General features: G+C 70.2%; 18 protein-coding genes. 1 reads left to right on the plus strand and 17 read right to left on the minus strand.

Annotated features, from left to right (window positions below):
• Positions 1-24: 24 nt before the first annotated feature.
• Both FFS51_RS08965 and dnaE read right to left on the minus strand, forming a co-directional pair.
• Positions 25-990, minus strand: a complete 966-nt coding sequence (locus FFS51_RS08965) for a hypothetical protein (RefSeq protein ID WP_056520055.1) — start codon at positions 988-990, stop codon at positions 25-27.
• 66 nt (positions 991-1,056) lie between these two features.
• On the minus strand, positions 1,057-4,575 hold the full coding sequence (gene dnaE, locus FFS51_RS08970) for a DNA polymerase III subunit alpha (protein ID WP_082486430.1): 3,519 nt from the start codon (positions 4,573-4,575) through the stop codon (positions 1,057-1,059).
• Positions 4,576-4,644: 69 nt separating this feature from the next.
• Between dnaE and FFS51_RS08975 the strand changes: the two genes are divergently transcribed.
• Positions 4,645-5,121 (plus strand): NUDIX hydrolase, encoded by a 477-nt coding sequence (locus FFS51_RS08975; protein WP_056520058.1) that lies wholly within the window; start codon positions 4,645-4,647, stop codon positions 5,119-5,121.
• A gap of 9 nt (positions 5,122-5,130) precedes the next feature.
• Here FFS51_RS08975 and FFS51_RS08980 read toward each other — a convergent pair whose 3' ends face one another.
• From FFS51_RS08980 to FFS51_RS09050, 15 genes are all read right to left on the minus strand, one after another.
• Positions 5,131-5,703 carry a GNAT family N-acetyltransferase gene (locus FFS51_RS08980; RefSeq protein ID WP_056209945.1) on the minus strand — a complete coding sequence of 191 codons (573 nt, stop codon included), beginning with the start codon at positions 5,701-5,703 and terminating at the stop codon, positions 5,131-5,133.
• Between the two features lie 48 nt (positions 5,704-5,751).
• The gene (locus tag FFS51_RS08985) at positions 5,752-6,672 is read right to left on the minus strand and encodes an RluA family pseudouridine synthase (RefSeq protein ID WP_056209946.1); all 921 of its coding nucleotides are present in this window, start codon (positions 6,670-6,672) and stop codon (positions 5,752-5,754) included.
• A gap of 1 nt (position 6,673) precedes the next feature.
• Positions 6,674-7,378 (minus strand): signal peptidase II, encoded by a 705-nt coding sequence (locus FFS51_RS08990; RefSeq protein ID WP_137878137.1) that lies wholly within the window; start codon positions 7,376-7,378, stop codon positions 6,674-6,676.
• Between the two features lie 9 nt (positions 7,379-7,387).
• A complete protein-coding gene (locus FFS51_RS08995) occupies positions 7,388-7,981 on the minus strand; it encodes a DivIVA domain-containing protein (protein ID WP_056209948.1) in 594 nt (197 codons plus the stop codon).
• Positions 7,982-8,086: 105 nt separating this feature from the next.
• Positions 8,087-8,389: a YggT family protein gene (locus tag FFS51_RS09000; RefSeq protein ID WP_045247237.1), complete on the minus strand. Its 303-nt coding sequence runs from the start codon at positions 8,387-8,389 to the stop codon at positions 8,087-8,089.
• A gap of 5 nt (positions 8,390-8,394) precedes the next feature.
• A complete protein-coding gene (locus tag FFS51_RS09005; RefSeq protein WP_056209950.1) occupies positions 8,395-8,856 on the minus strand; it encodes a cell division protein SepF in 462 nt (153 codons plus the stop codon).
• A 30-nt stretch (positions 8,857-8,886) separates the two neighbouring features.
• Positions 8,887-9,576 carry a YggS family pyridoxal phosphate-dependent enzyme gene (locus FFS51_RS09010; protein WP_056209952.1) on the minus strand — a complete coding sequence of 230 codons (690 nt, stop codon included), beginning with the start codon at positions 9,574-9,576 and terminating at the stop codon, positions 8,887-8,889.
• A gap of 71 nt (positions 9,577-9,647) precedes the next feature.
• Positions 9,648-10,799: a cell division protein FtsZ gene (gene ftsZ / locus FFS51_RS09015; protein ID WP_045247234.1), complete on the minus strand. Its 1,152-nt coding sequence runs from the start codon at positions 10,797-10,799 to the stop codon at positions 9,648-9,650.
• A 235-nt stretch (positions 10,800-11,034) separates the two neighbouring features.
• Positions 11,035-12,108 carry an FtsQ-type POTRA domain-containing protein gene (locus FFS51_RS09020; protein ID WP_056520061.1) on the minus strand — a complete coding sequence of 358 codons (1,074 nt, stop codon included), beginning with the start codon at positions 12,106-12,108 and terminating at the stop codon, positions 11,035-11,037.
• A 2-nt stretch (positions 12,109-12,110) separates the two neighbouring features.
• Complete coding sequence (gene murC, locus FFS51_RS09025) at positions 12,111-13,514, minus strand: UDP-N-acetylmuramate--L-alanine ligase (protein ID WP_056209954.1); 1,404 nt, start codon at positions 13,512-13,514, stop codon at positions 12,111-12,113.
• A gap of 67 nt (positions 13,515-13,581) precedes the next feature.
• Positions 13,582-14,655, minus strand: a complete 1,074-nt coding sequence (locus FFS51_RS09030) for a UDP-N-acetylglucosamine--N-acetylmuramyl-(pentapeptide) pyrophosphoryl-undecaprenol N-acetylglucosamine transferase (protein WP_045247231.1) — start codon at positions 14,653-14,655, stop codon at positions 13,582-13,584.
• Positions 14,652-15,932, minus strand: a complete 1,281-nt coding sequence (gene ftsW, locus FFS51_RS09035; RefSeq protein WP_137878138.1) for a putative lipid II flippase FtsW — start codon at positions 15,930-15,932, stop codon at positions 14,652-14,654. Before ftsW ends, FFS51_RS09030 begins: the two co-directional genes overlap by 4 nt.
• The gene (gene murD, locus FFS51_RS09040) at positions 15,886-17,436 is read right to left on the minus strand and encodes a UDP-N-acetylmuramoyl-L-alanine--D-glutamate ligase (RefSeq protein WP_056209958.1); all 1,551 of its coding nucleotides are present in this window, start codon (positions 17,434-17,436) and stop codon (positions 15,886-15,888) included. The genes ftsW and murD overlap by 47 nt, the downstream gene beginning before the upstream one ends.
• Complete coding sequence (mraY, locus tag FFS51_RS09045) at positions 17,433-18,542, minus strand: phospho-N-acetylmuramoyl-pentapeptide-transferase (protein ID WP_045247228.1); 1,110 nt, start codon at positions 18,540-18,542, stop codon at positions 17,433-17,435. Before mraY ends, murD begins: the two co-directional genes overlap by 4 nt.
• Positions 18,539-19,951: a UDP-N-acetylmuramoyl-tripeptide--D-alanyl-D-alanine ligase gene (locus FFS51_RS09050; protein ID WP_056520064.1), complete on the minus strand. Its 1,413-nt coding sequence runs from the start codon at positions 19,949-19,951 to the stop codon at positions 18,539-18,541. Before FFS51_RS09050 ends, mraY begins: the two co-directional genes overlap by 4 nt.
• Positions 19,952-19,954: the final 3 nt, after the last annotated feature.

Raw genomic sequence — 19,954 nt, forward strand, 5'->3', positions numbered from 1 at the left:
CCGGCGCGCCGTCGCACGAGCGGATCAGCCGCGGACAGCCCCCGCCGACTCGTGGAGGAAGCCGACTCGGCCGTCGTCATGTCGGACGACGAAGACACCGTCGCGGTCCTCGATCACGAGCGCCCATGCGGCCGGACCGACGGTGAACACGGGCGCACCCTCGGCATCGACCACCGTGCGCTCGTCGGGGAGCAGCGCCCAGAAGGGCTGGCCCGTGCGCACGGCATTCGGCGTCGGCTCGGGGGCGGCCACACCCACGGCCGGCGCGACGGTGGGTGAGGCGACGACCGGCGCGGCGGTCTCGCCTGTCGCGACCGACCGGGCGACGACCGCCACCCGTGCGGGGCGCGGTGCGACGGGCCGGACGGGGGCGGCCGCCGGATGGGCGTCGGCACGCTCGCGTCCCCGGAAATCGTCCCTGGCGAACGGGATCAGCGGTGCCGCGACTGTCAGCGCGACACCCGCGAGGGCGAGCACGATCTCGATCCAGATCACGGGGGCAAATGGTGCGCCGCCGTACGTGCGCACCACAGCGGCGGCGTTCCAGAGCTGGGCGAGCCAGGCGACGAGCGAGATCGAGAACGCCACGGAGGCGAACTGGTCGAGGCCGAGCGAGCCGACGCGTCGGATCGCACCCGGCGAGAGCCGCCGCAGCGCGAGGAGGCCGACCGCCACGGTGGGAACGGCGATGGTCAGCACCCAGTCCAGGCCCACCGCCCAGATCGGGTAGGGCAGCGGCGGAAGATAGGGCAGGAAGGAGATCACGAACGCGAGGAACCAGACACCCCCGAGCACGACCTCGCGCACCGAGAACGGCCCGACACCGATCGGCGACGCGACCGGGACGAGCGACTCCGAGCGATCCGGTGCGGCTGCCCCCGTCTCGACCGGTGCGGGTAAGGTCGTTGCGACCGCGGTAGGCGCGGGCTCTCGCGTGGGCGAGCTGGGGTCGGGCCGGTCTGCGGGCGCGGTGGGGGCGGCGTCGGTCACGGGACCTCCTCGATGTGCGGGCGGATCGATCCTATCCGCGCGGTCTTCTCGTGGACCGGGCGAGGGTCACCCGAGGCAACCCGGTCCGAGCAGGCCCTTGAGCTCGCCGTACAGGTCGGCGGTGACAGTGACCGGATGCGGCACCTCGAACACCTTCGCAGTGCCGGCGCGGTGCAGTTTCAGTACCACCTCGGTGTCTCCGGGGTGACGGCGCAGGGTCTGGGCGAGCTCGCCGATCACTCGCTCCCCCGCGCGCTGCTCGTTCAGCACGAGCACGAGCGGGCCGGATGCCTCGACGGCGCCGAGGTCAGGCTGGAACGCGCTCTGCGCGTGAAGGTTGAGCCCGTCGTCGCGCCGTGACACGCGCCCCCGCACCACGAGGATCGCGTCGGCTTGGAGCATGCTCTGGAACTCGGTGTAGGTCTTGCCCATGAACATGACCGTGACCTCGCCGTTGAAGTCCTCGACGGTGATCATGCCGTACGGGTTGCCGCTGGCTTTCGCGACGCGGTGCTGCACGCTCGTCACCAGACCCGCCACGGTGACCTGCGCGCCGTCGTCGATGTCCTCGGACGCGAGCAGATCGTGGATGCCGATAGATGCGTGCTTGGCGAGCGGGATCTCCAGGCCCGCGAGCGGGTGGTCGGACACGTACAGTCCGAGCATCTCGCGCTCGAAGGCCAGCTTGTCCTTCTTCGTCCACTCCGGGCGCTCGGGCACCTTGGCGGGCAGTGCCTCCTCGGCCTCGTCGTAGAGGCTGTCGAAGTCGAAGCCCACGGCGCCCGTGGCCTCCTTGCGCTTGATGTCGACGGCCGCCTCGACAGCGTCCTCGTGGATCTCCAGCAGCGCGCGACGGGTATTGCCCATCGAGTCGAAGGCGCCGGCCTTGATGAGCGACTCGACGGTGCGCTTGTTCGCCGCGTGGACAGGCACCTTGTCGAGGAAGTCGTGGAACGAGGTGAAGCCGACGTCGCGGCGGGCGTGGACGATCGCGTCGACGACGTTGGAGCCGACGTTGCGCACCGCGCCGAGGCCGAAGCGGATGTCCTCCCCGACGGCCGCGAAGTAGTTGATCGACTGTCCGACGTCGGGCGGGAGCACGCGGATTCCCATGCGACGGCACTCGTTGAGGTAGAGCGCCATCTTGTCCTTCGAGTCGCCGACGCTCGTGAGCAGGGCGGCCATGTACTCGGCCGGATAGTGCGCCTTGAGGTACGCGGTCCAGTAGGACACGAGCCCGTAGGCGGCCGAGTGCGCCTTGTTGAACGCGTAGTCCGAGAACGGGAGCAGGATCTCCCAGAGCTTCTGCACCGCGTCATCCGAATAGCCGTTGGCGTGCATGCCCGCCTGGAAGCCCTCGAACTGCTTGTCGAGCTCGGATTTCTTCTTCTTGCCCATCGCGCGGCGCAGGATGTCGGCCTGTCCGAGGCTGAAGCCGGCCACCTTCTGCGCGATGGCCATGACCTGCTCCTGATAGATGATCAGGCCGTAAGACGTGCTCAGGATCTCGGCGAGCGACTCCTCGAACTCGCGATGGATCGGCGTGATCTCCTGCAGACCGTTCTTGCGAAGCGCGTAGTTCGTGTGCGAGTTCGCGCCCATCGGTCCGGGCCGGTACAGCGCGATGACGGCCGAGATGTCTTCGAAGTTGTCGGGCTTCATGAGGCGCAGCAGCGACCGCATCGGCCCGCCGTCGAGCTGGAACACGCCGAGCGTGTCGCCGCGCGCGAGCAGCTCGTACGACTCCGGGTCGTCGAGGCCGAGCTCTTCGAGAACCAGCGGCACGCCGCGGTTGGCGGCGATGTTGTCGAGGGCGTCGTTGATGATCGTGAGGTTGCGCAGCCCCAGGAAGTCCATCTTGATGAGCCCGAGGGACTCGCACGCGGGGTAGTCGAACTGCGTGACGATCTGGCCGTCCTGCTCGCGCCGCATGATCGGGATGATGTCGATCAGGGGCTCGGACGACATGATGACGCCCGCCGCGTGCACGCCCCACTGACGCTTCAGGTTCTCGAGCCCGACGGCCGTGTCGAAGACCGTCTTGGCTTCCGTGTCGGTGTCGATCAGCGCACGGAACTCGCTCGCCTCTTTGAAGCGCGGATGCTCCTTGTTGAACATGCCGTCGAGCGGCATGTCTTTGCCCATGACCGCGGGCGGCATCGCCTTCGTGAGCTTCTCCCCCATGCTGAACGGGAAGCCCAGCACCCGGCCGGCGTCTTTGAGCGCCTGCTTCGCCTTGATCGTGCCGTAGGTCACGATCTGGGCGACGCGCTCGCTGCCGTACTTCTCGGTGACGTACTGGATGACCTCGGCGCGACGACGGTCGTCGAAGTCGACGTCGAAGTCGGGCATGGAGACACGGTCGGGGTTGAGGAACCGCTCGAAGATCAGACCGTGCTGCAGCGGGTCGAGGTCGGTGATGCGCATCGCATAGGCGGCCATGGAGCCCGCGCCGGACCCGCGGCCCGGACCCACCCGGATGCCGTTGTCCTTCGCCCAGTTGATGAAGTCGGCGACGACGAGGAAGTAGCCGGGGAAGCCCATCTGCACGATCACGCCGGTCTCGTACTCGGCCTGGGCGCGCACCTCGGCGGGGATGCCGTCGGGGTAGCGGAAGTCGAGACCCTTCTCGACCTCCTTGACGAACCAGCTCTCCTCGGTCTCACCCGCGGGCACCGGGAAGCGCGGCATGTAGTTCGCCGCGGTGTTGAACTCCACGTCGCATCGCTCGGCGATCAGCAGCGTGTTGTCGCACGCGACCTCGTGGTCGCGGAAGATCTGCCGCATCTCGGCGGGCGACTTCACGTAATAGCCGTCGCCGTCGAACTTGAAGCGTTTCGGGTCGTCGAGGGTCGAGCCGGACTGCACGCACAGGAGCGCCGCGTGGCTCGACGCGTCGTGCTGGTGCGTGTAGTGCAGGTCGTTCGTCGCGACGAGAGGGATGTCGAGGTCTTTCGCGATCTTGAGCAGATCGGTCATCACCCGCCGCTCGATGGAGAGTCCGTGATCCATGATCTCGGCGAAGTAGTTCTCCTTGCCGAAGATGTCCTGGAACTCGGCAGCCGCGGCGCGCGCCGCCTCGTACTGTCCGAGACGCAGACGCGTCTGCACCTCGCCGGACGGGCAGCCCGTGGTCGCGATGAGCCCCTTGCCGTAGGTCTGCAGCAGCTCGCGATCCATGCGCGGCTTGAAGTAGTAGCCCTCCATGCTCGACCGGGACGAGAGCCGGAAGAGGTTGTGCATGCCCTCGGTCGTCTCGGAGAGCAGCGTCATGTGGGTGTATGCGCCCGAACCCGACACGTCGTCGTCGTTCTGTTCGGGCGTGCCCCAGCGCACCCGGGACTTGTCGGTGCGGTGGGTGCCCGGGGTGACGTAGGCCTCGATACCGATGATCGGGGTGATGCCGGCATCCTTCGCGGTCTTGTAGAACTCGTACGCGGCGAAGGTGTTGCCGTGGTCGGTGACCGCGAGCGCGGGCATGCCGAGGCGGACCGCCTCCTGCACCATCGGCCCGATGCGGGCCGCACCGTCGAGCATCGAGTACTCGCTGTGAACGTGCAGGTGAACGAAGGAATCGGCTGCCACGCGTCGAGTCTAGGTCGACCCTCGGACACGGCGTCGGCGACCCTCGTGCCGCTCCCCTATCGTGGGCCTGTGCCCACCCCCGACTTCGTGCTCGAGCTGCGCCGCTTCGTCGGCACCCGCCCCCTGCCGCTCGTCGGCGTGACCGCCGTCGTCGAGCACGAGGGGATGCTCCTGCTCGGCAGGCGCAGCGACAACGGCGCACTGACTCCCGTCACGGGCATCGTCGACCCGGGCGAGGAACCCGCCGATGCAGCGGTGCGCGAGGCCGCGGAGGAGGCCGGCGTCGTGATCGTCGCCGAGCGACTCGCGTCCGTGCACCAGATCCCGCGTGTGACCTACGAGAACGGCGACCAGAGCGACTACCTCGACCTCACGTTCCGGTGCCGCTGGATCTCGGGCGACCCGTTCCCCGCCGACGGCGAGATGACGGATATCGCGTGGTACCCGGCCGATCCGCTGCCCGCCGAGATCGGTCCCGAGATGCGGCGACGGATCACCGCCGCCCTCGCCCCTGAGGCCGAGGCGCGCTTCGAGGGCGGTCGCTGACCGTCGCGCTCACGCGAGCACGCGCCGTGCGATCACCCGGGGATGCCCGTCGAGCACCGACGCGGTCTCTGCCGCGCGGGTGAAGCCGTGCTGCTCGAAGAGGGCCAGCGTGCCGACATAGGCCATGGTCTGCTCGATGCGCGCGCCGCCGTTGTCGAGTGGGTACCCCTCGATCGCCGGAGCCCCGCTGTCTGCGGCGAAACGCACCGCTCCGTCGAGCAGGTGGTGCATGATCCCGCGCCGCTTGTGGCCGGGTCGCACCCGGAAGCACCAGACCGACCACACATCCAGATCGTCGAGGTGCGGGATGACGCGCGAACGCGCGAACGTGGTCTCACGCCGCGGGTGCACTGCGGCCCAGCCGACCGGCTCGTCGCCGTCCCACGCGACGACCCCCGGCGCCGGCTCGGCCGCGCACCACGAGCGGATGACAGCGGCCGCGCCGGCAGCATCGAGCTCGCGTCTCTCGCGCGACGGCAGCCGGTAGCTGAGGCAGGTGCACACCCGGGCCGTCGGACTCTTCGCGCCGACGAGCGTGAGCACCGCTGCGGCATCCGTCGCCGCGCGTACCTCGATCACCATGCGCCCAGTGTGGCCGCGGCATCCGACATCGACGTCAGCGCGCGCTCGTCAGTCGCCGCGCAGGACGGCCAGGGCGTGCGCGAGGTCGGGCGCGTAGGGGCTCTCGAACGAGACCCATTCCCGCGAGACCGGGTGCGTGAACGCGAGCCGATGCGCGTGCAGCCACTGCCGCGTGAGCCCCAGCCTCGCCGAGAGGGTCGGGTCGCCGCCGTACAACGGGTCACCCACGCACGGATGCCGGTGAGCGGCCATGTGCACGCGGATCTGGTGGGTCCGGCCCGTCTCGAGGTGGATCTCCAGCAGGGATGCCGCGGGAAACGCCTCGATCGTCTCGTAATGCGTCACGGAGTCCTTGCCGGCGGGCGTGACGGCGAACTTCCAGGAGTGCGAAGCGTGCCGCCCGATGGGCGCGTCGATGGTACCCGCAAGCGGATCAGGATGCCCCTGCACGACGGCGTGGTAGATCTTCTCGACCTCGCGCTCCTTGAAGGCGTGCTTCAGCTCGGTGTACGCGCGTTCGCTCTTGGCGACGACCATGAGACCGCTCGTTCCGACGTCGAGACGGTGCACGATGCCCTGGCGCTCGGGTGCGCCGGTCGTCGCGATGCGGAAGCCCGCGGCGGCCAGGGCGCCCAGCACGGTCGGGCCTTCCCAGCCGAGCGAGGGATGGGCGGCCACGCCCGCGGGCTTGTCGACCACGACGATGTCATCGTCGTCGTGAACGATGCCGAGATCGGGCACGGCCACGGGGATCACTTCGGGGTCGCGCTTCGGCTCCCACGCGACATCCAGCCATGCGCCGGCGCGCAGCCGGTCGGACTTGTCGATCACCGCACCGTCGACCAGCACGGTGCCGCCATCGATGACCTCCGCCGCGAACGTGCGGGAGAAGCCGAGCAGCTTCGCGAGCGCGGCGTCCGCCCGCGCGCCGTCGAGGCCGTCCGGAACCGGGAGGCTGCGGCTGTCCACGTCAGGCGCGCGTCGGCGTCGGGCCGGGCTCGTCGGCGGGCGGTGCAGGCCGTGAGGCGTCGTCCTCCCCGTCCGTCTCGACCTCGTCGGATGCGTCTGCGCCCGTCGGCTCCGCGCCCGACGCATCATCCCCGGCCGGCGAGTCATCGATCCCGTTCGGGGCGTCATCGTCCTCGTATGCCGCACCCGCACGGGGCTCACGTGTTCCGTCGAACCGACGACCCGTGAGGACGAGCAGGGCGACGCCGATCATCATGGTCGTGATGAAGATGTCCGCCACGTTGTAGATCGCCGGCATGAGCCACGGCGTCGAGATGAAGTCGACGACGTGCCCCACCGGGAAACCGGGGGCGCGGAGCACCCGATCGGTCAGATTGCCGAGCACACCGCCGAGGAGGAGCCCCAGCACGACCGCCCATGCGCGCGAACGCACGCGGGTCAGCGCGAGCCAGATGATGCCGAGGGCGACCAGCATGAGGGCGATCGTGAACACCCAGGTCACGCCCTCGCCGAGCGAGAAGGCCGCACCCGAGTTGCGGATCAGATAGAACCCGAGCAGATCGCCGATGATCGGCACGTTGCGCTCCGGGGGGAGCGTGAGAATCGCGAAGTGCTTCGCAAACTGGTCGGCGGCCAGCACCAGAATCGCGAGAATCGCGATGGTGGTACCGGCCGCCGCCGCACGAAGCGGGGGTCGAACCGTCAAGGAACGCCCTTACTGACCGATGGCCGAGACGGGCGTCTGGTCGGAGCCGCTGCTGGTCGAGTCGAGGTCGCGAAGCTTGCCCTCGAAGTAGCTCCGCAGCTGCGAGCGGTAGTCGCGCTCGAACTGGCGCAGCTCGTTGATGCGGGACTCGAGCGAGCCGCGCTCCTTCTCGAGGCGGGCGATCTCGTCACGACCGCGCGCCTCGGCGTCGCCGATGATGACGGCGGCCTGGGCCTTCGCCTCGGCCACGAGCTGCTCTCGCTGAGCCTTGCCCTCGGCGACGTGCTCGTCGTGCAGGCGCTGCGCGAGCTCCAGGATGCCGGCGGTCGCCGCCGCGCCCTCGACGGGGACGGCCGCGGGGGCCGGAGCGGGAACGGGCGCCTCCTCGACGGCGGGCGCGGGGGCCGGAGCGGCGGGGGCGGCGGCAGCGCCGGCCTCGAGCTCGGCGATCTTGGCCTTCAGCTCGTCGTTCTCGGTGAGCGCCTTACGCCACTCGACGACGATCTCGTCGAGGAAGTCATCCACCTCGTCAGGGTCGAAGCCCTCCTTGAAACGCACGTGCTGGAACTGCTTGGTGACGACGTCATCCGGAGTCAATGCCATGAGATCTTCCTCTTTCAGGTGGCGGCGGTCGGTAGGAGGGATGTGCCCGCTTCTCGGGCCGCTTCAGAAAAGCATAGCCCCGGGCTTCGGGGGGAGCGGAAGGACTCAGGACGACGCGAGATAGCTCGTCACCGACATCAGCACGAAGCAGAGCAGCAGGGTGATCGTGAACGCGAAGTCGATCGCGACGGGTCCGATGCGCAACGGAGGGATGACGCGCCGGAACATCCGGATGGGCGGATCGGTGACCGTGTAGACGATCTCCGCGACGACGAGCCCCGCCCCCCGCGGCCGCCAACCTCGGTTGAACATCGGGATGTAATCGAGGATCAACCGGGCGAACAGGACGAAGACGAACACCAGCAGCAGGATGTTCGCCACGGATGCGACGAGGCGGACAACCTCCACGGCGATTAGGGCGCGAACGGGACCGACTCGGGGTCGGCCTGGGCGATCGCGCCGTCGCCGGAGACGGCGATGTTCTCGGGGGACAGCAGGAACACCTTGCTCGTCACGCGCTCGATGCGTCCGAACAGACCCATCGCGAGCCCGCTGGCGAAGTCGATCAGACGGCGCGCGTCGGCGTCGCTCATCTGGGACAGGTTGATGATGACCGGCACACCGTCACGGAAGCTCTCGGCGATGTTCTGCGCGTCGCGGTACTGCTTCGGGTGCACGGTCAGGATCTCGTTCAAGGATGCCGCAGCGGGCTGTCGTACGATGGCCGGACGGTGGATCGGGGTCACGGGTGCTGCCGCCTTCTCGACATGACGCTCCTCCTTGCGGGACGCGCGAGGAGTGGGCTCCTCCTCGTAGACCTCTTCCTCGTCGGCGAGGCCCAGGTACACCATGGTCTTCTTCAGCGGGTTCGACATCGCATCCTCCGTTTGCTGTCTGGATCGAGGCTAACCGCGCTCGGGCCGCGGACCCGTGATTGCCGAGCCGATCCGCAGGTGTGTCGCGCCGGCGGCGATCGCCTCCTCGAAATCCCCCGTCATTCCGGCGGAGATCCACCGGGCGTCGGGGTCGATCGCCCGCAGGCGCTCGGAGAGCCGGGCGACACGCGCGAACGCGTCGGCCGGCGCCTCATCCAGAGGCGCGACCGCCATGAGTCCGCGCAGGCGGAGGGTGGGGCATCCGCCCACGTGCTCGGCGAGACGCTCGAGGTCGGCGGGGGCGACGCCGCCGCGCCCCGGGTCGTCCGTGAGGTTGACCTGCAGCAGCACGTCGAGGGCGGGATCGCCCTCCTCCGCCGCCGCGTCGAGCGCGTCGGCGAGCCTGTCCCGGTCGACGGAGTGCACGACCTGCGCGGCCGCGCGCACGGCGCGCGCCTTGTTGGTCTGCGCCTGGCCGATGAAATGCCAGCGGATGCCCCGTGCGGCCCCGATCTCGTCCGCTTTGAGGGTGAGCTCCTGCTGACGGTTCTCGCCGAACTCGGTGACGCCGAGCGCCAACAGGTCGCGCACGAGGTCGGCGGGGTGGAACTTCGTGACGACGATGCGGGTGATCTCCTGCGGCGCTCGGCCGGAGGCTACCGCCGCGGCGGCGATGCGCTCGTCGACGACGGTGAGGCGCTGGGCGAGGGTGTCGGGCACGGTGTGCTCCCGGGTGGAGATTCTCCGGCGGGCGGCTCGGGCTCACGCCCACCGGAGAACGGCGAACGGACCTACTTGAGGAAGTCCGGGATGTCGAGGTCGTCCTCGCCGAAGGCCGAGTCGTACGGCGCCGGGTCGGAGACACCGGCGTGCACGGGCACGGCGAACGAGGTGTCGTCGTCGCGCGGGTCGTCGACCGCTGCGACGGCCGCCGTCGGCGCGGGCGCAGCGGCGGCGCGCGCGGAGCCGAGCACGGGCTCCAGGCGCGGCGACGGCTCGCCGCCGTCGAATCCGGCGGCGATGACGGTGACGCGAACTTCGTCTCCGAGGGTGTCGTCGATGACGGTTCCGAAGATGATGTTGGCTTCGGGGTGCGCGGCCTCCTTGACGAGCTGCGCCGCATCGTGGATCTCGAAGATGCCGAGGTTCGAACCGCCCTGGATCGAGAGCAGCACTCCGTGCGCGCCTTCGATCGATGCCTCGAGCAGGGGCGACTCGACGGCGAGCTCCGCCGCCTTGATCGCCCGGTCGGCGCCGCGTGCGGAGCCGATGCCCATGAGCGCGGATCCCGCGCCCTGCATGACCGACTTGACGTCGGCGAAGTCGAGGTTGATCAGGCCCGGGGTGGTGATGAGGTCGGTGATGCCCTGCACACCGGCGAGCAGCACCTGGTCGGCGGTGGCGAAGGCCTCGATCATCGAGATGCCGCGGTCGCTGATCTCGAGGAGTCGGTCGTTGGGCACCACGATGAGGGTGTCGACCTCTTCCTTGAGGCGTCCGACGCCCGCCTCGGCCTGGCTCTGGCGACGACGGCCCTCGAACGAGAAGGGCTTGGTCACGACGCCGATGGTCAGCGCGCCGATCGATTTCGCGATCTTCGCGACGACGGGGGCACCGCCGGTGCCCGTGCCGCCGCCTTCGCCGGCCGTCACGAACACCATGTCGGCGCCGGCGAGGGCCTGCTCGATCTCGTCGGCGTGATCCTCGGCGGCCCGGCGGCCCACCTCGGGGTCGGCGCCGGCGCCGAGACCGCGGGTCAGTTCGCGGCCGACGTCGAGCTTGACGTCGGCGTCGCTCATGAGCAGAGCCTGTGCGTCGGTGTTCACGGCGATGAACTCGACGCCGCGCAGGCCGAGCTCGATCATGCGGTTGACGGCGTTCACGCCGCCGCCGCCCACGCCGACCACCTTGATGACTGCGAGGTAGTTCTGGTTCTGGCTCATGCCGGCCTCCGTCTCGTCCCGAACCCTGTTCCGGCACCCGGGCCGTCAACCTTCACGTTCAACATGAACGTTAAAGAATTGCCCGGTATGCAATTTCTCACTCGAAGGTAAGCGGCCGGAACGCGGCGCGGTCGCAGCGCGCGCGCGTGTCGCGACATCCTTCTCGGAAATCGATGCGGCGACGCTCGCTCACCCGTCCCGACCGTTCCGGCCGTGTCGCCGTCGAGTCAGCGGGTCACTGCACGACGATCGCGCTCGGAGACGACACGTCATACACGTGCACCCCCTGCGGCGGCCTCGACACCATCATCGTCTCGAGCACCTTCGCCTTCTCGGCGCTCTCGTCGGCGCTCCCCCATACGATCCGGGTCCCGGTGCCGCCGATCGTGAGCGTCACGTCGTCGGCGGTCTGCGCGCTGCCCGCCGTGACGATCGAGCGCAGCTGCGCGGGCAACGCCCGGATCACCGCACCGAGCGCACGGAACGCCGCCGACGAGGTGTCGCTCACCGTCAGCGCGGGATAGCCCGACGGCGGCGTCGACGACATCGACAGCTGCACGCCGGCCGCATCCACCAGCGCGTACCCCGACGGGTACTGGATGAACCCGACCGGGGTGCGCTCGACGATGCGCACCACCAGGTCGTGCGGAGGCTGCGCCTCCACCGTGTACGTCTCGATGAGGGGGAACTGCACCAGAGCCGCTTTCACGGCCGACTCGTCGACGGCCGCCAACGGGGTGCCGATCTGTCCGGAGAGGGCGTGTGCGACGGTCTGCGCGTCGAGCTGGGAGGTGCCGACCACATCGACCCGCTGCACGGCGAACAGCGGACTGTACGCCGAGCCGATGCTCGCCGCGATGAGCAGCACGACGGCGGCGACGACCGACAGCCACACGATGCGCCTGCGACGCTGGCGAACGGTGAACCGACGCACCTCCGAGCGGATCGCGCGCCGCCGCGCACGCGCGGACCGCCACACGTCGCCGAGACGAACCGTCGACTCCGCCGCCGCCGGCGGCTCCGCGGGAGCGTCGACGGGGACCGCTTCCCGGTCGACGGGCCGCAGCGGTTCGGGCGCGAACAGCGGTGCGTCGTCGATCCACTCCGGCATCGGCGCGGTCTCCTCCACCGCCGGCTCCGACGGGCGTCGTCGAGACGCGGACGCACGGGCCGGGATCTCCCGCCGCTGCGCTTCCGGCGCCGACGCCGGTGCCGCATCGGATGCCGCGCCACGCGCGGATCCGCCGCGATCGGCCGCGGCGCGGCGCGGCGGCTCCTCCGGCGTGGGCAGCGGGGTGGGCCGTCGCACCGTCAGACCCCCGCGGGCTCGGTCTCGAGAGCGGCCAGCACCTGCGGGATGATCCGGTACACGTCCCCGCAGCCGAGGGTGATCACGACGTCGCCGTCGCGGGCGACGCCGGCCGTGTAGTCGGCGGCGGCCTGCCAGTCCGGGACGAACGCGACATGCGCGGCATCCGTGAAGTCGTCGCTGACGAGTCGGCCCGTCACTCCCGGCACCGGATCCTCGCGAGCCCCGTACACGTCGAGCACAACGGTGTGGTCGGCCAGACTCTCGAGCACCTCGGCGAACTCGCGGTGCATCTCCTGCGTGCGCGAGTAGGTGTGGGGCTGGTGCACGGCGATGATGCGTCCGCCGTCGGCGAAGGTGCGGGTCGCGGCCAGGGCCGCGGCGACCTCGGTCGGGTGATGCGCGTAGTCGTCGAAGACTCGCACACCCCGGCGTTCGCCGTGGAGTTCGAGGCGCCGCACGGTGCCGGCGAACCCGGTGACGGCGTCGGCCGCGGCGGCGAGCGGGTAGCCGAGCGTCAGCAGTACAGCGACCGCACCGGCGGCGTTGATGGCGTTGTGCACGCCGGGAACGGCCAGACGCACCGAGGCCGACTCCCCCGCGTGGTGCAGCGTGAAGGCCACCGGACCGTCCGTGCGCACCTCGGCGACGCGCACGTCAGCGTCGTCGGCGAGGCCGAACGAGATCACGTGAGGATGCGTCGTGGCCGCCCGCACGCGCAGCGCGCCCGGGTCGTCCGACGAGATGACGACCGCCCGCGTGGCCGCGTCGGCGAAGCGCACGAAGCCATCGAAGAAGGCATCGCGGGTGCCCCAGTGGTCGAGATGATCGGGGTCGACATTCGTGATCAGCGCGATCGCGGTGTCGTACAGCAGGAAGGTGCCGTCGGACTCGTCGGCTTCGATGACGAACAGGTCGTCGGCACCGGACCCGCTGGAGACGCCGCGGTCGGCGATCACGCCACCGCTCACGAAGTTCGGGTCGGCGCCGAGCGCGCCGAGCGCGGTCACGATCATGCCGGTCGAGGTCGTCTTGCCGTGGGCACCGGCCACCGACACGAGCGGGCGCGAGCCGATCAGCCAGTGCAGCGCCTGCGAACGGTGGATGACCGCGAGACCGCGCTGCTTCGCCGCCACGAACTCGGGGTTCTCGGGCCAGATCGCCCCGGTGTGCACGACGGTGTCGGCGTCGCCGAGGTGCGCGGCGTCGTGACCGACGTACACGGTCGCGCCCGCCTCAGCCAGCGCGCGCAGGGCGGCGCTGTCGGAGCGGTCGGAACCCGACACCCGGATGCCGCGGGCCAGGAACATGCGGGCGAGGCCGGACATCCCCGAGCCGCCGATGCCGATGAAGTGCGCGGCGGTGATGTGCTCGGGAATCGGCAGGGTGAGGTCGGGTCTGATCATGACCCGTCAATCCTAGGCTCGCCGATCCTGCACGAGCCGCGGGCGCGCGGGCGCCGCCGCGAGACTCTCAGCGACCCAGTGCCCGGTCGATGAGGGCGACCACGTTCTCGGCGCCGTGCCGGGTGCCGACGAGGGAAGCGGCATCCGTCATCGCCTGGAGCGCCGCGGCATCGGCGAGCAGCGGTACGACCTCGGACCGCACCCGGTCAGGGGTGAACTCCCCGTCGGCGATCAGCCTCGCGGCACCGGCGCGCACAGCGGAGGCGGCGTTGAGCGCCTGCTCGCCGTTGCCGACCGCGTAGGGCACGTAGACCGCGGGGATGCCGAGCGCGCTGATCTCGCTCACCGTCGCCGCGCCCGACCGCGACACGATCGCGTCGGCCGCGGCGAACGCGAGGTCCATTCGGTCGACGTAGCGCCGCAGCGCGTAGCCCGTCGCACCCGGGTCGGCGAGATCGGAGCGCTCCCCCGTCACGTGCACCAGCTGCCAGCCGGCATCGAGCACGTCCCGCCAGGCGCCGCCGAACGCCTCGTTGAGCCGCTGCGCGCCGAGCGAGCCGCCGAACACGAGCAGCGTCGGGCGCGCCGGATCGAGCCCGAACGCCGCCGCACCCTCGGCCCGGCGCGCCGACCGGTCGAGATCGACGATCTCGCGACGCAGCGGCATCCCGACGACCTCGGCTCGCCGCAGCGGCGTGCCCTCGAACGCGACCCCGACGGCGGCCGCGCGGCGCGCGCCCAGCACGTTTGCGAGCCCGGGCTTCGCGTTGGCCTCATGCACGACGAACGGCACGTGCTCGCGGCGCGCGGCGACATAGGCGGGAGCCGCCGCGTACCCACCGAACCCGACGACGACATCGACGCCGCGCTCCCGGATGTCGCGACGCACCGCCCGCACCGCCCGCGCGAAGCGACGCGGGAAGGCGAGGGCCGCGCGGTCGGGGCGGCGCGGGAACGGCACTTTGTCGATGAAGAGCAGCTCGTAGCCGCGCAGCGGCACGAGGCGCGCCTCGAGGCCCTCACGGGTGCCGAGAACCAGGACGGATGCCTCGGGTTCGCGCGCGCGCAGCGCGTCGGCGACGGCGAGCAGCGGGTTCACATGACCGGCGGTTCCCCCGCCGGCGAGCAGGTAGGTGGTCACCGCGCGACATCCTCCACGGGTCGGCGACCGCGCGGGGCCGGGGCCGCGGCGGTCGTGACGACCGGGGAGGTGAGCGCGACCGGCTGCGGCAGCGATCGCGTGAACGACAACAGCACGCCCGACGCGAACAGCACGGACACGAGGGACGTGCCTCCCTGCGAGACGAACGGCAGCGGCACGCCCAGTACCGGGAAGATGCGCAGCACGACGGCGATGTTCATGAACGCCTGCGCGGTGATCCACGTCACGATCGCGCCCGACGCGACCCGCACGAACAGGTCGTCGGTGCGACGGATAATGCGGAAGATGCCGACCGCGAGCACCACGAACAGCGAGAGCAGAAGGAGGCATCCGACGAGGCCGAGCTCCTCCCCGACGATTGCGAAGATGTAGTCGTTGGGCGCGGCCGGCAGCCAGTCGTACTTCTCCTTGGAGTTGCCGAGGCCGAGACCGAAGATGCCACCTCCTGCGAGACCCCAGATGCCGTGCAGCGGCTGGTAGCACTCGTTGTAGTAGCACGACGCGGTATCCGGATTCAGGAAGCTCAGGATGCGCGCGAGACGGTTCGAATTGGTCACGGCGAAGACGAAGCATCCGGCCACGAAGACGACGAGCGGGAGCACGAAGATGCGCAGCTTCACGCCCGAGAAGAAGAGGGCGCCGATGAGCAGCGCCACAAGCACCATCGTGGTGCCGAGGTCGCCGCCGGCGAGCACGGTGCCCATGGCGAGCAGTGCTCCCGGAACGACCGGCACGTACACGTGGCGCCAGTTCGACAGCAGCGGGCCCTTGCGGGCGAGCACGGCCGCGATCCACAGCGCCATGCCCATCTTCACGAACTCGCTGGGCTGCGCCTGGAACGGACCCACCTGGATCCAGGCCTGGTTGCCTCCGGCGTGGACGCCGAGGCCGGGGACGTAGACGAGGAGCTGCACGAGGAGGGCGAAGATCAGGAACGGCCAGGCCATGCGCTTCCAGAACCCGACCGGCATCCGCGAGGCGATGAACATCAAGGGGATGCCGATCGCCGCGAACAGGGCCTGCTTCAGCACGGCCGAATAGGGGTTCCCCCCCGACTCCGTCGCTGTCGCGGAGGTGGCGGAGAGGATCATGACCAGCCCGAACCCGGTGAGCACCAGCACGGTCGAGACGATCAAGAGGTATTCGCCCGGAAGCGGCGTGAACACGCGCCCCAGATGGATGCGGGCGGCGATCCCGCGCCGCCCGGGGTCAGTGTCCGGAGGTGTCGCCGGGGGTGTCTGGGTGCGATCCTCCACCGGCGTTCCTCTCGATCCAGTCCTTCACCGCTGCGGCGAACTTGTTGCCGCGGTCGGCGTACGACGCGAACTGGTCGAAGGATGCCGCGGCGGGGGCGAGCAGCACGACGTCCCCGTCACGGGCGACCTCGCCGGCAGCCTGCACCGCGCGCGCCATGACGCTCTCAGTCTGAGCGTGGTCGACCTCGATGAGGGGCACCTCGGGCGCGTGTCGCTGGAACGCCGCGACGATCGCCGTCCGGTCGACGCCGATCACGACGACGGCTTTCGCGCGACCGCCTCGCGTGGCGACGAGCTCCCCGATGTCGACGCCCTTCAGCAGTCCGCCGACGACCCAGATCGCGCCCGGGTATGCGGCGAGCGACGAGGCCGCGGCATGAGGGTTGGTCGCCTTCGAGTCGTCGACCCACACGACACCGCCGGCACGGCCGACGACCTGGATGCGGTGCGGGTCGAGCGTGAAGTTCTCGAGGGCGGTGCGGATCGCGGCGGGGGCGACATCGAGCGAGCGGGCGAGGGCGCTGGCGGCCAGGATGTTCGCGACGACGTGCGGGGCGGCGAGGTCGCGGGCGGCGAGGTCGGCGACGGTCGTCAGCTCGAGGGCACTGGTGCGGCGCTCCTCGAGGAACGCCCGGTCGACGAGGATGCCGTCGACGACGCCGAGGTCGCTCGGGCCGGGCACGCCCAGGTCGAAGCCGATGGCTCGGGCACCCTCGACGACCTCGGCCTCCTCGACCATGCGGAGGGTCGCGGCGTCTGCCTTGTTGTACACGCACGCGGCCTTCGTGTGGCGGTACACGACGGCCTTGGCGTCGCGGTAGGCCTCGAAGGAGCCGTGCCATTCGAGGTGGTCGTCGGCGAGGTTCAGGCAGACCGCGGCGTGGGGCGACAGCGGCTCGGGGCCGCTCTGCAGCCCGAGATACCAGAGCTGGTGACTGGAGAGTTCGACGACGAGCACGTCGAACCCGAGCGGGTCGCGCACGGCGTCGAGCACGGGCACGCCGATGTTGCCGCAGGGCGCCGCACGCAGCCCGCCCTCGACGAGCATCGTCGCGGCGAGCCGGGTCGTGGTGGTCTTGCCGTTGGTGCCGGTGACGAGCACCCACTCGGCCGGCGTGCCGTCGGCGCGCAGCACCTTGTCGCGCACCCGCCAGGCGAGCTCGACGTCTCCCCACAGGGCGATGCCCGCGTCGCGCACGGCCTCGATGACCGGATGCCGCGGCGAGAACCCCGGGGATGCGATGACCACATCGGGCGCGAAGTCGGTGAGCGCCGCAGGCAGGGCGTCGAGCGGACCGAGGTGGAGGGCGGCGCCGATGACGGGCAGGAGTGTCGCGTACTCCTCATCGGCGTTCTCCGTCAGCACGAGCACCTCGGCACCGAGCTCGGCGACCGTGTCGGCGACGGAGAATCCGGTGACCGAGAGGCCGAGCACCGCGACGCGCACGCCGGACCAGTCGGCGTGCCAGCTGGTGAGGGTGTCGAGCCGCGAGGCGGCCGTCACAGGCGCACCAGCCACTCCACGTAGAACAGGCCGACGCCGGAGAGTGCCAGCAGGCCCGCGATGATCCACATGCGCACGACGATCGTGATCTCCGCCCAGCCACGCATCTCGAGGTGATGGTGCAGGGGGCTCATGAGGAACAGCCGCTTGCCTCGGGTCAGTTTGAAGTAGACCCGCTGGAGGATGACGGACCCGGAGGCGATGACGTAGACGCCGGCGATGACGACGAGCAGGATCTCGGTGCGGGTGAGGATCGCGAGGGCGGCGATGACTCCGCCGATCGACATCGACCCGACGTCGCCCATGAACACCTTCGCCTTCGGCGCGTTCCACCACAGGAACCCGACCAGTGCGCCGATGAACGAGGCGGCGATGATCGCGAGGTCGAACGGGTCCCGGGTCTGATAGCAGGCCTCGCTGAGTCCGGCGTGCGCCGTCACGGCGTCGCAGGGCTGCTTGAACTGCCAGAACGCGACGAGGGCGAGGGCGCTCGTGACGAAGATGGCCGAGCCCGCCGCGAGGCCGTCGAGCCCGTCCGACACGTTCACGGAGTTGGAGCTCGCCACGCCGAGCAGGGCGATCCAGGCGAGGTACAGGATCCATCCGATCACCGCGCCGAGCGCCATGAACGACAGCCACGGAACATCGCGGAAGAGCGAGACGAACGGGCTTGCGGGGGTCTGTCCGTCGCCGTTCGGGAAGTTGAGTGCGGCGATGCCGAAGACCACGACGACGACGCCCTGGCCGGCCACTTTGCGCCAGCCGCTGAGACCCAGGCTGTTCTGCCGCCGCACCTTCATGAAGTCGTCGATGAACCCGACCACACCGAAGCCGACCATCATCCAGATCACCAGGAGCCCGGAGATCGTCGGCGGATTCCGGCCGACGAACGTGCCGATGAAGTAGCCGACGAGCGTGCCGACGATGAAGATCGTGCCGCCCATGGTCGGCGTGCCGCGCTTGGCGCCGTGGCTCGGGTTGTGGATGTTCTCCGGGGTGCGGATGACCTGACCCCAGCCCCATCGGCGGAAGAGGCGCAGGAAGACCGGCGTGAGGAACAGCGTGAACGCGAGGGAGATCGCGGCGGCAGTCAGCAGGGATCTCACGAGAACGATTCTCCCAGACGGTCGCCCAAGAATCGCAGACCCGCCGAGTTCGACGACTTCACGAGCACGCGGTCGCCGTCGCGGAGCTCGGTGAGCAGGTAGTCGTAGGCCTCGTCGGCGGTCGCGAAGAACACGGCCTCGTCGCTCCACGACCCCTCCGCCACGGCGGCGAGGAACATCCGTCGGGCGGCGGCACCCACGATCACGATCCGCTGGATGCGCAGTCGCACCGCGAGTTCGCCGATGCGGTCGTGCTCCTCGCCGGCGTACTCGCCGAGCTCGCTCATCGCGCCGAGAACCGCGACTGTGCGCTCGCCCTCGCCGGTGATCTGGGCGAGGGTGCGCAGAGCCGCGACCATCGAGTCGGGGCTCGCGTTGTAGGCGTCGTTGATGATGCGCACACGGTCCGAGCCGAGCGGCTGCATGCGCCAGCGCTCTGCGAGCTCGAGGGTCTCGAGGCGGGCGATGGATGCCGCGAGCTCGACACCGAGCGCGCCGGCCGCCGCGATCGCGGCGATGGCGTTGTTGACGTGGTGGGCGCCGAGCACCCGCAGCCGGACCGGCAGCGCCTCTCCTCCGGCGTGCACGGTGAAGGCGGTGCCGGACGCGGAGACCGAGACATCCGTCGCCTGCACGTCAGCCTCTGCGGAGTGGCCGAACCAGCGCACCTCGCCGTCCTTCTCGAGGGCGATCGGCGCCATGCGGCGCACCCGCTCGTCGTCGCGGTTCAGCACGGCGACGCCGCCGCCGCGCATCGCGTGGACGAGCTCGGATTTCGCGATGAAGGTCGCCTCGATGCCACCGAAACCGCCCGCGTGGGCCATGCCGACCATGAGCTCGACGACCACGTCGGGGGTGACCAGCCCCGCGAGTCGGGCGATCTCGCCCGGTCCGCTGGCACCGAACTCGCTCACGAGGAACCGCGTGCCCGCCGTCACCCTCAGCATCGTCAGCGGTGCACCGACCTCGTTGTTGAACGACGCGCGCGGCGCGACGGTCTCCCCTTCGGCCTCGAGGATGCGGGCGAGCATGTTCTTGGTCGTGGTCTTGCCGTTGGATCCGGTGATGCCGACGATCCGCAGATCCCCCGCCGCCCGCACGCGCCCGACGACCTCGCGGGCGAGTTCGGCGAGGGCGACGACGACGTCGGCGACGACGATCTGGGAGACGGATGCCGCCACCTCCCGCTCGACGATGGCGAGCGCCGCGCCCGCGGCGACCGCGGCGTCGACGAACAGATGACCGTCGGTGGTCTCGCCGGGCTTGGCGACGAAGATGTCGCCGGGTGCGATCTGGCGGGAGTCGGTGTCGACGAGCCCGGACACCACCGTGTCAGCGGCGTCGGAGGCGGCCGTCACGAGGCGGCCATGCAGGACGTCGGCGATCTCGCCGAGGGTGAGCGCGATCATCCG

It is taken from the genome of Microbacterium sp. 4NA327F11 (genome assembly GCF_005503465.1).
GTDB lineage: Bacteria > Actinomycetota > Actinomycetes > Actinomycetales > Microbacteriaceae > Microbacterium > Microbacterium ginsengisoli.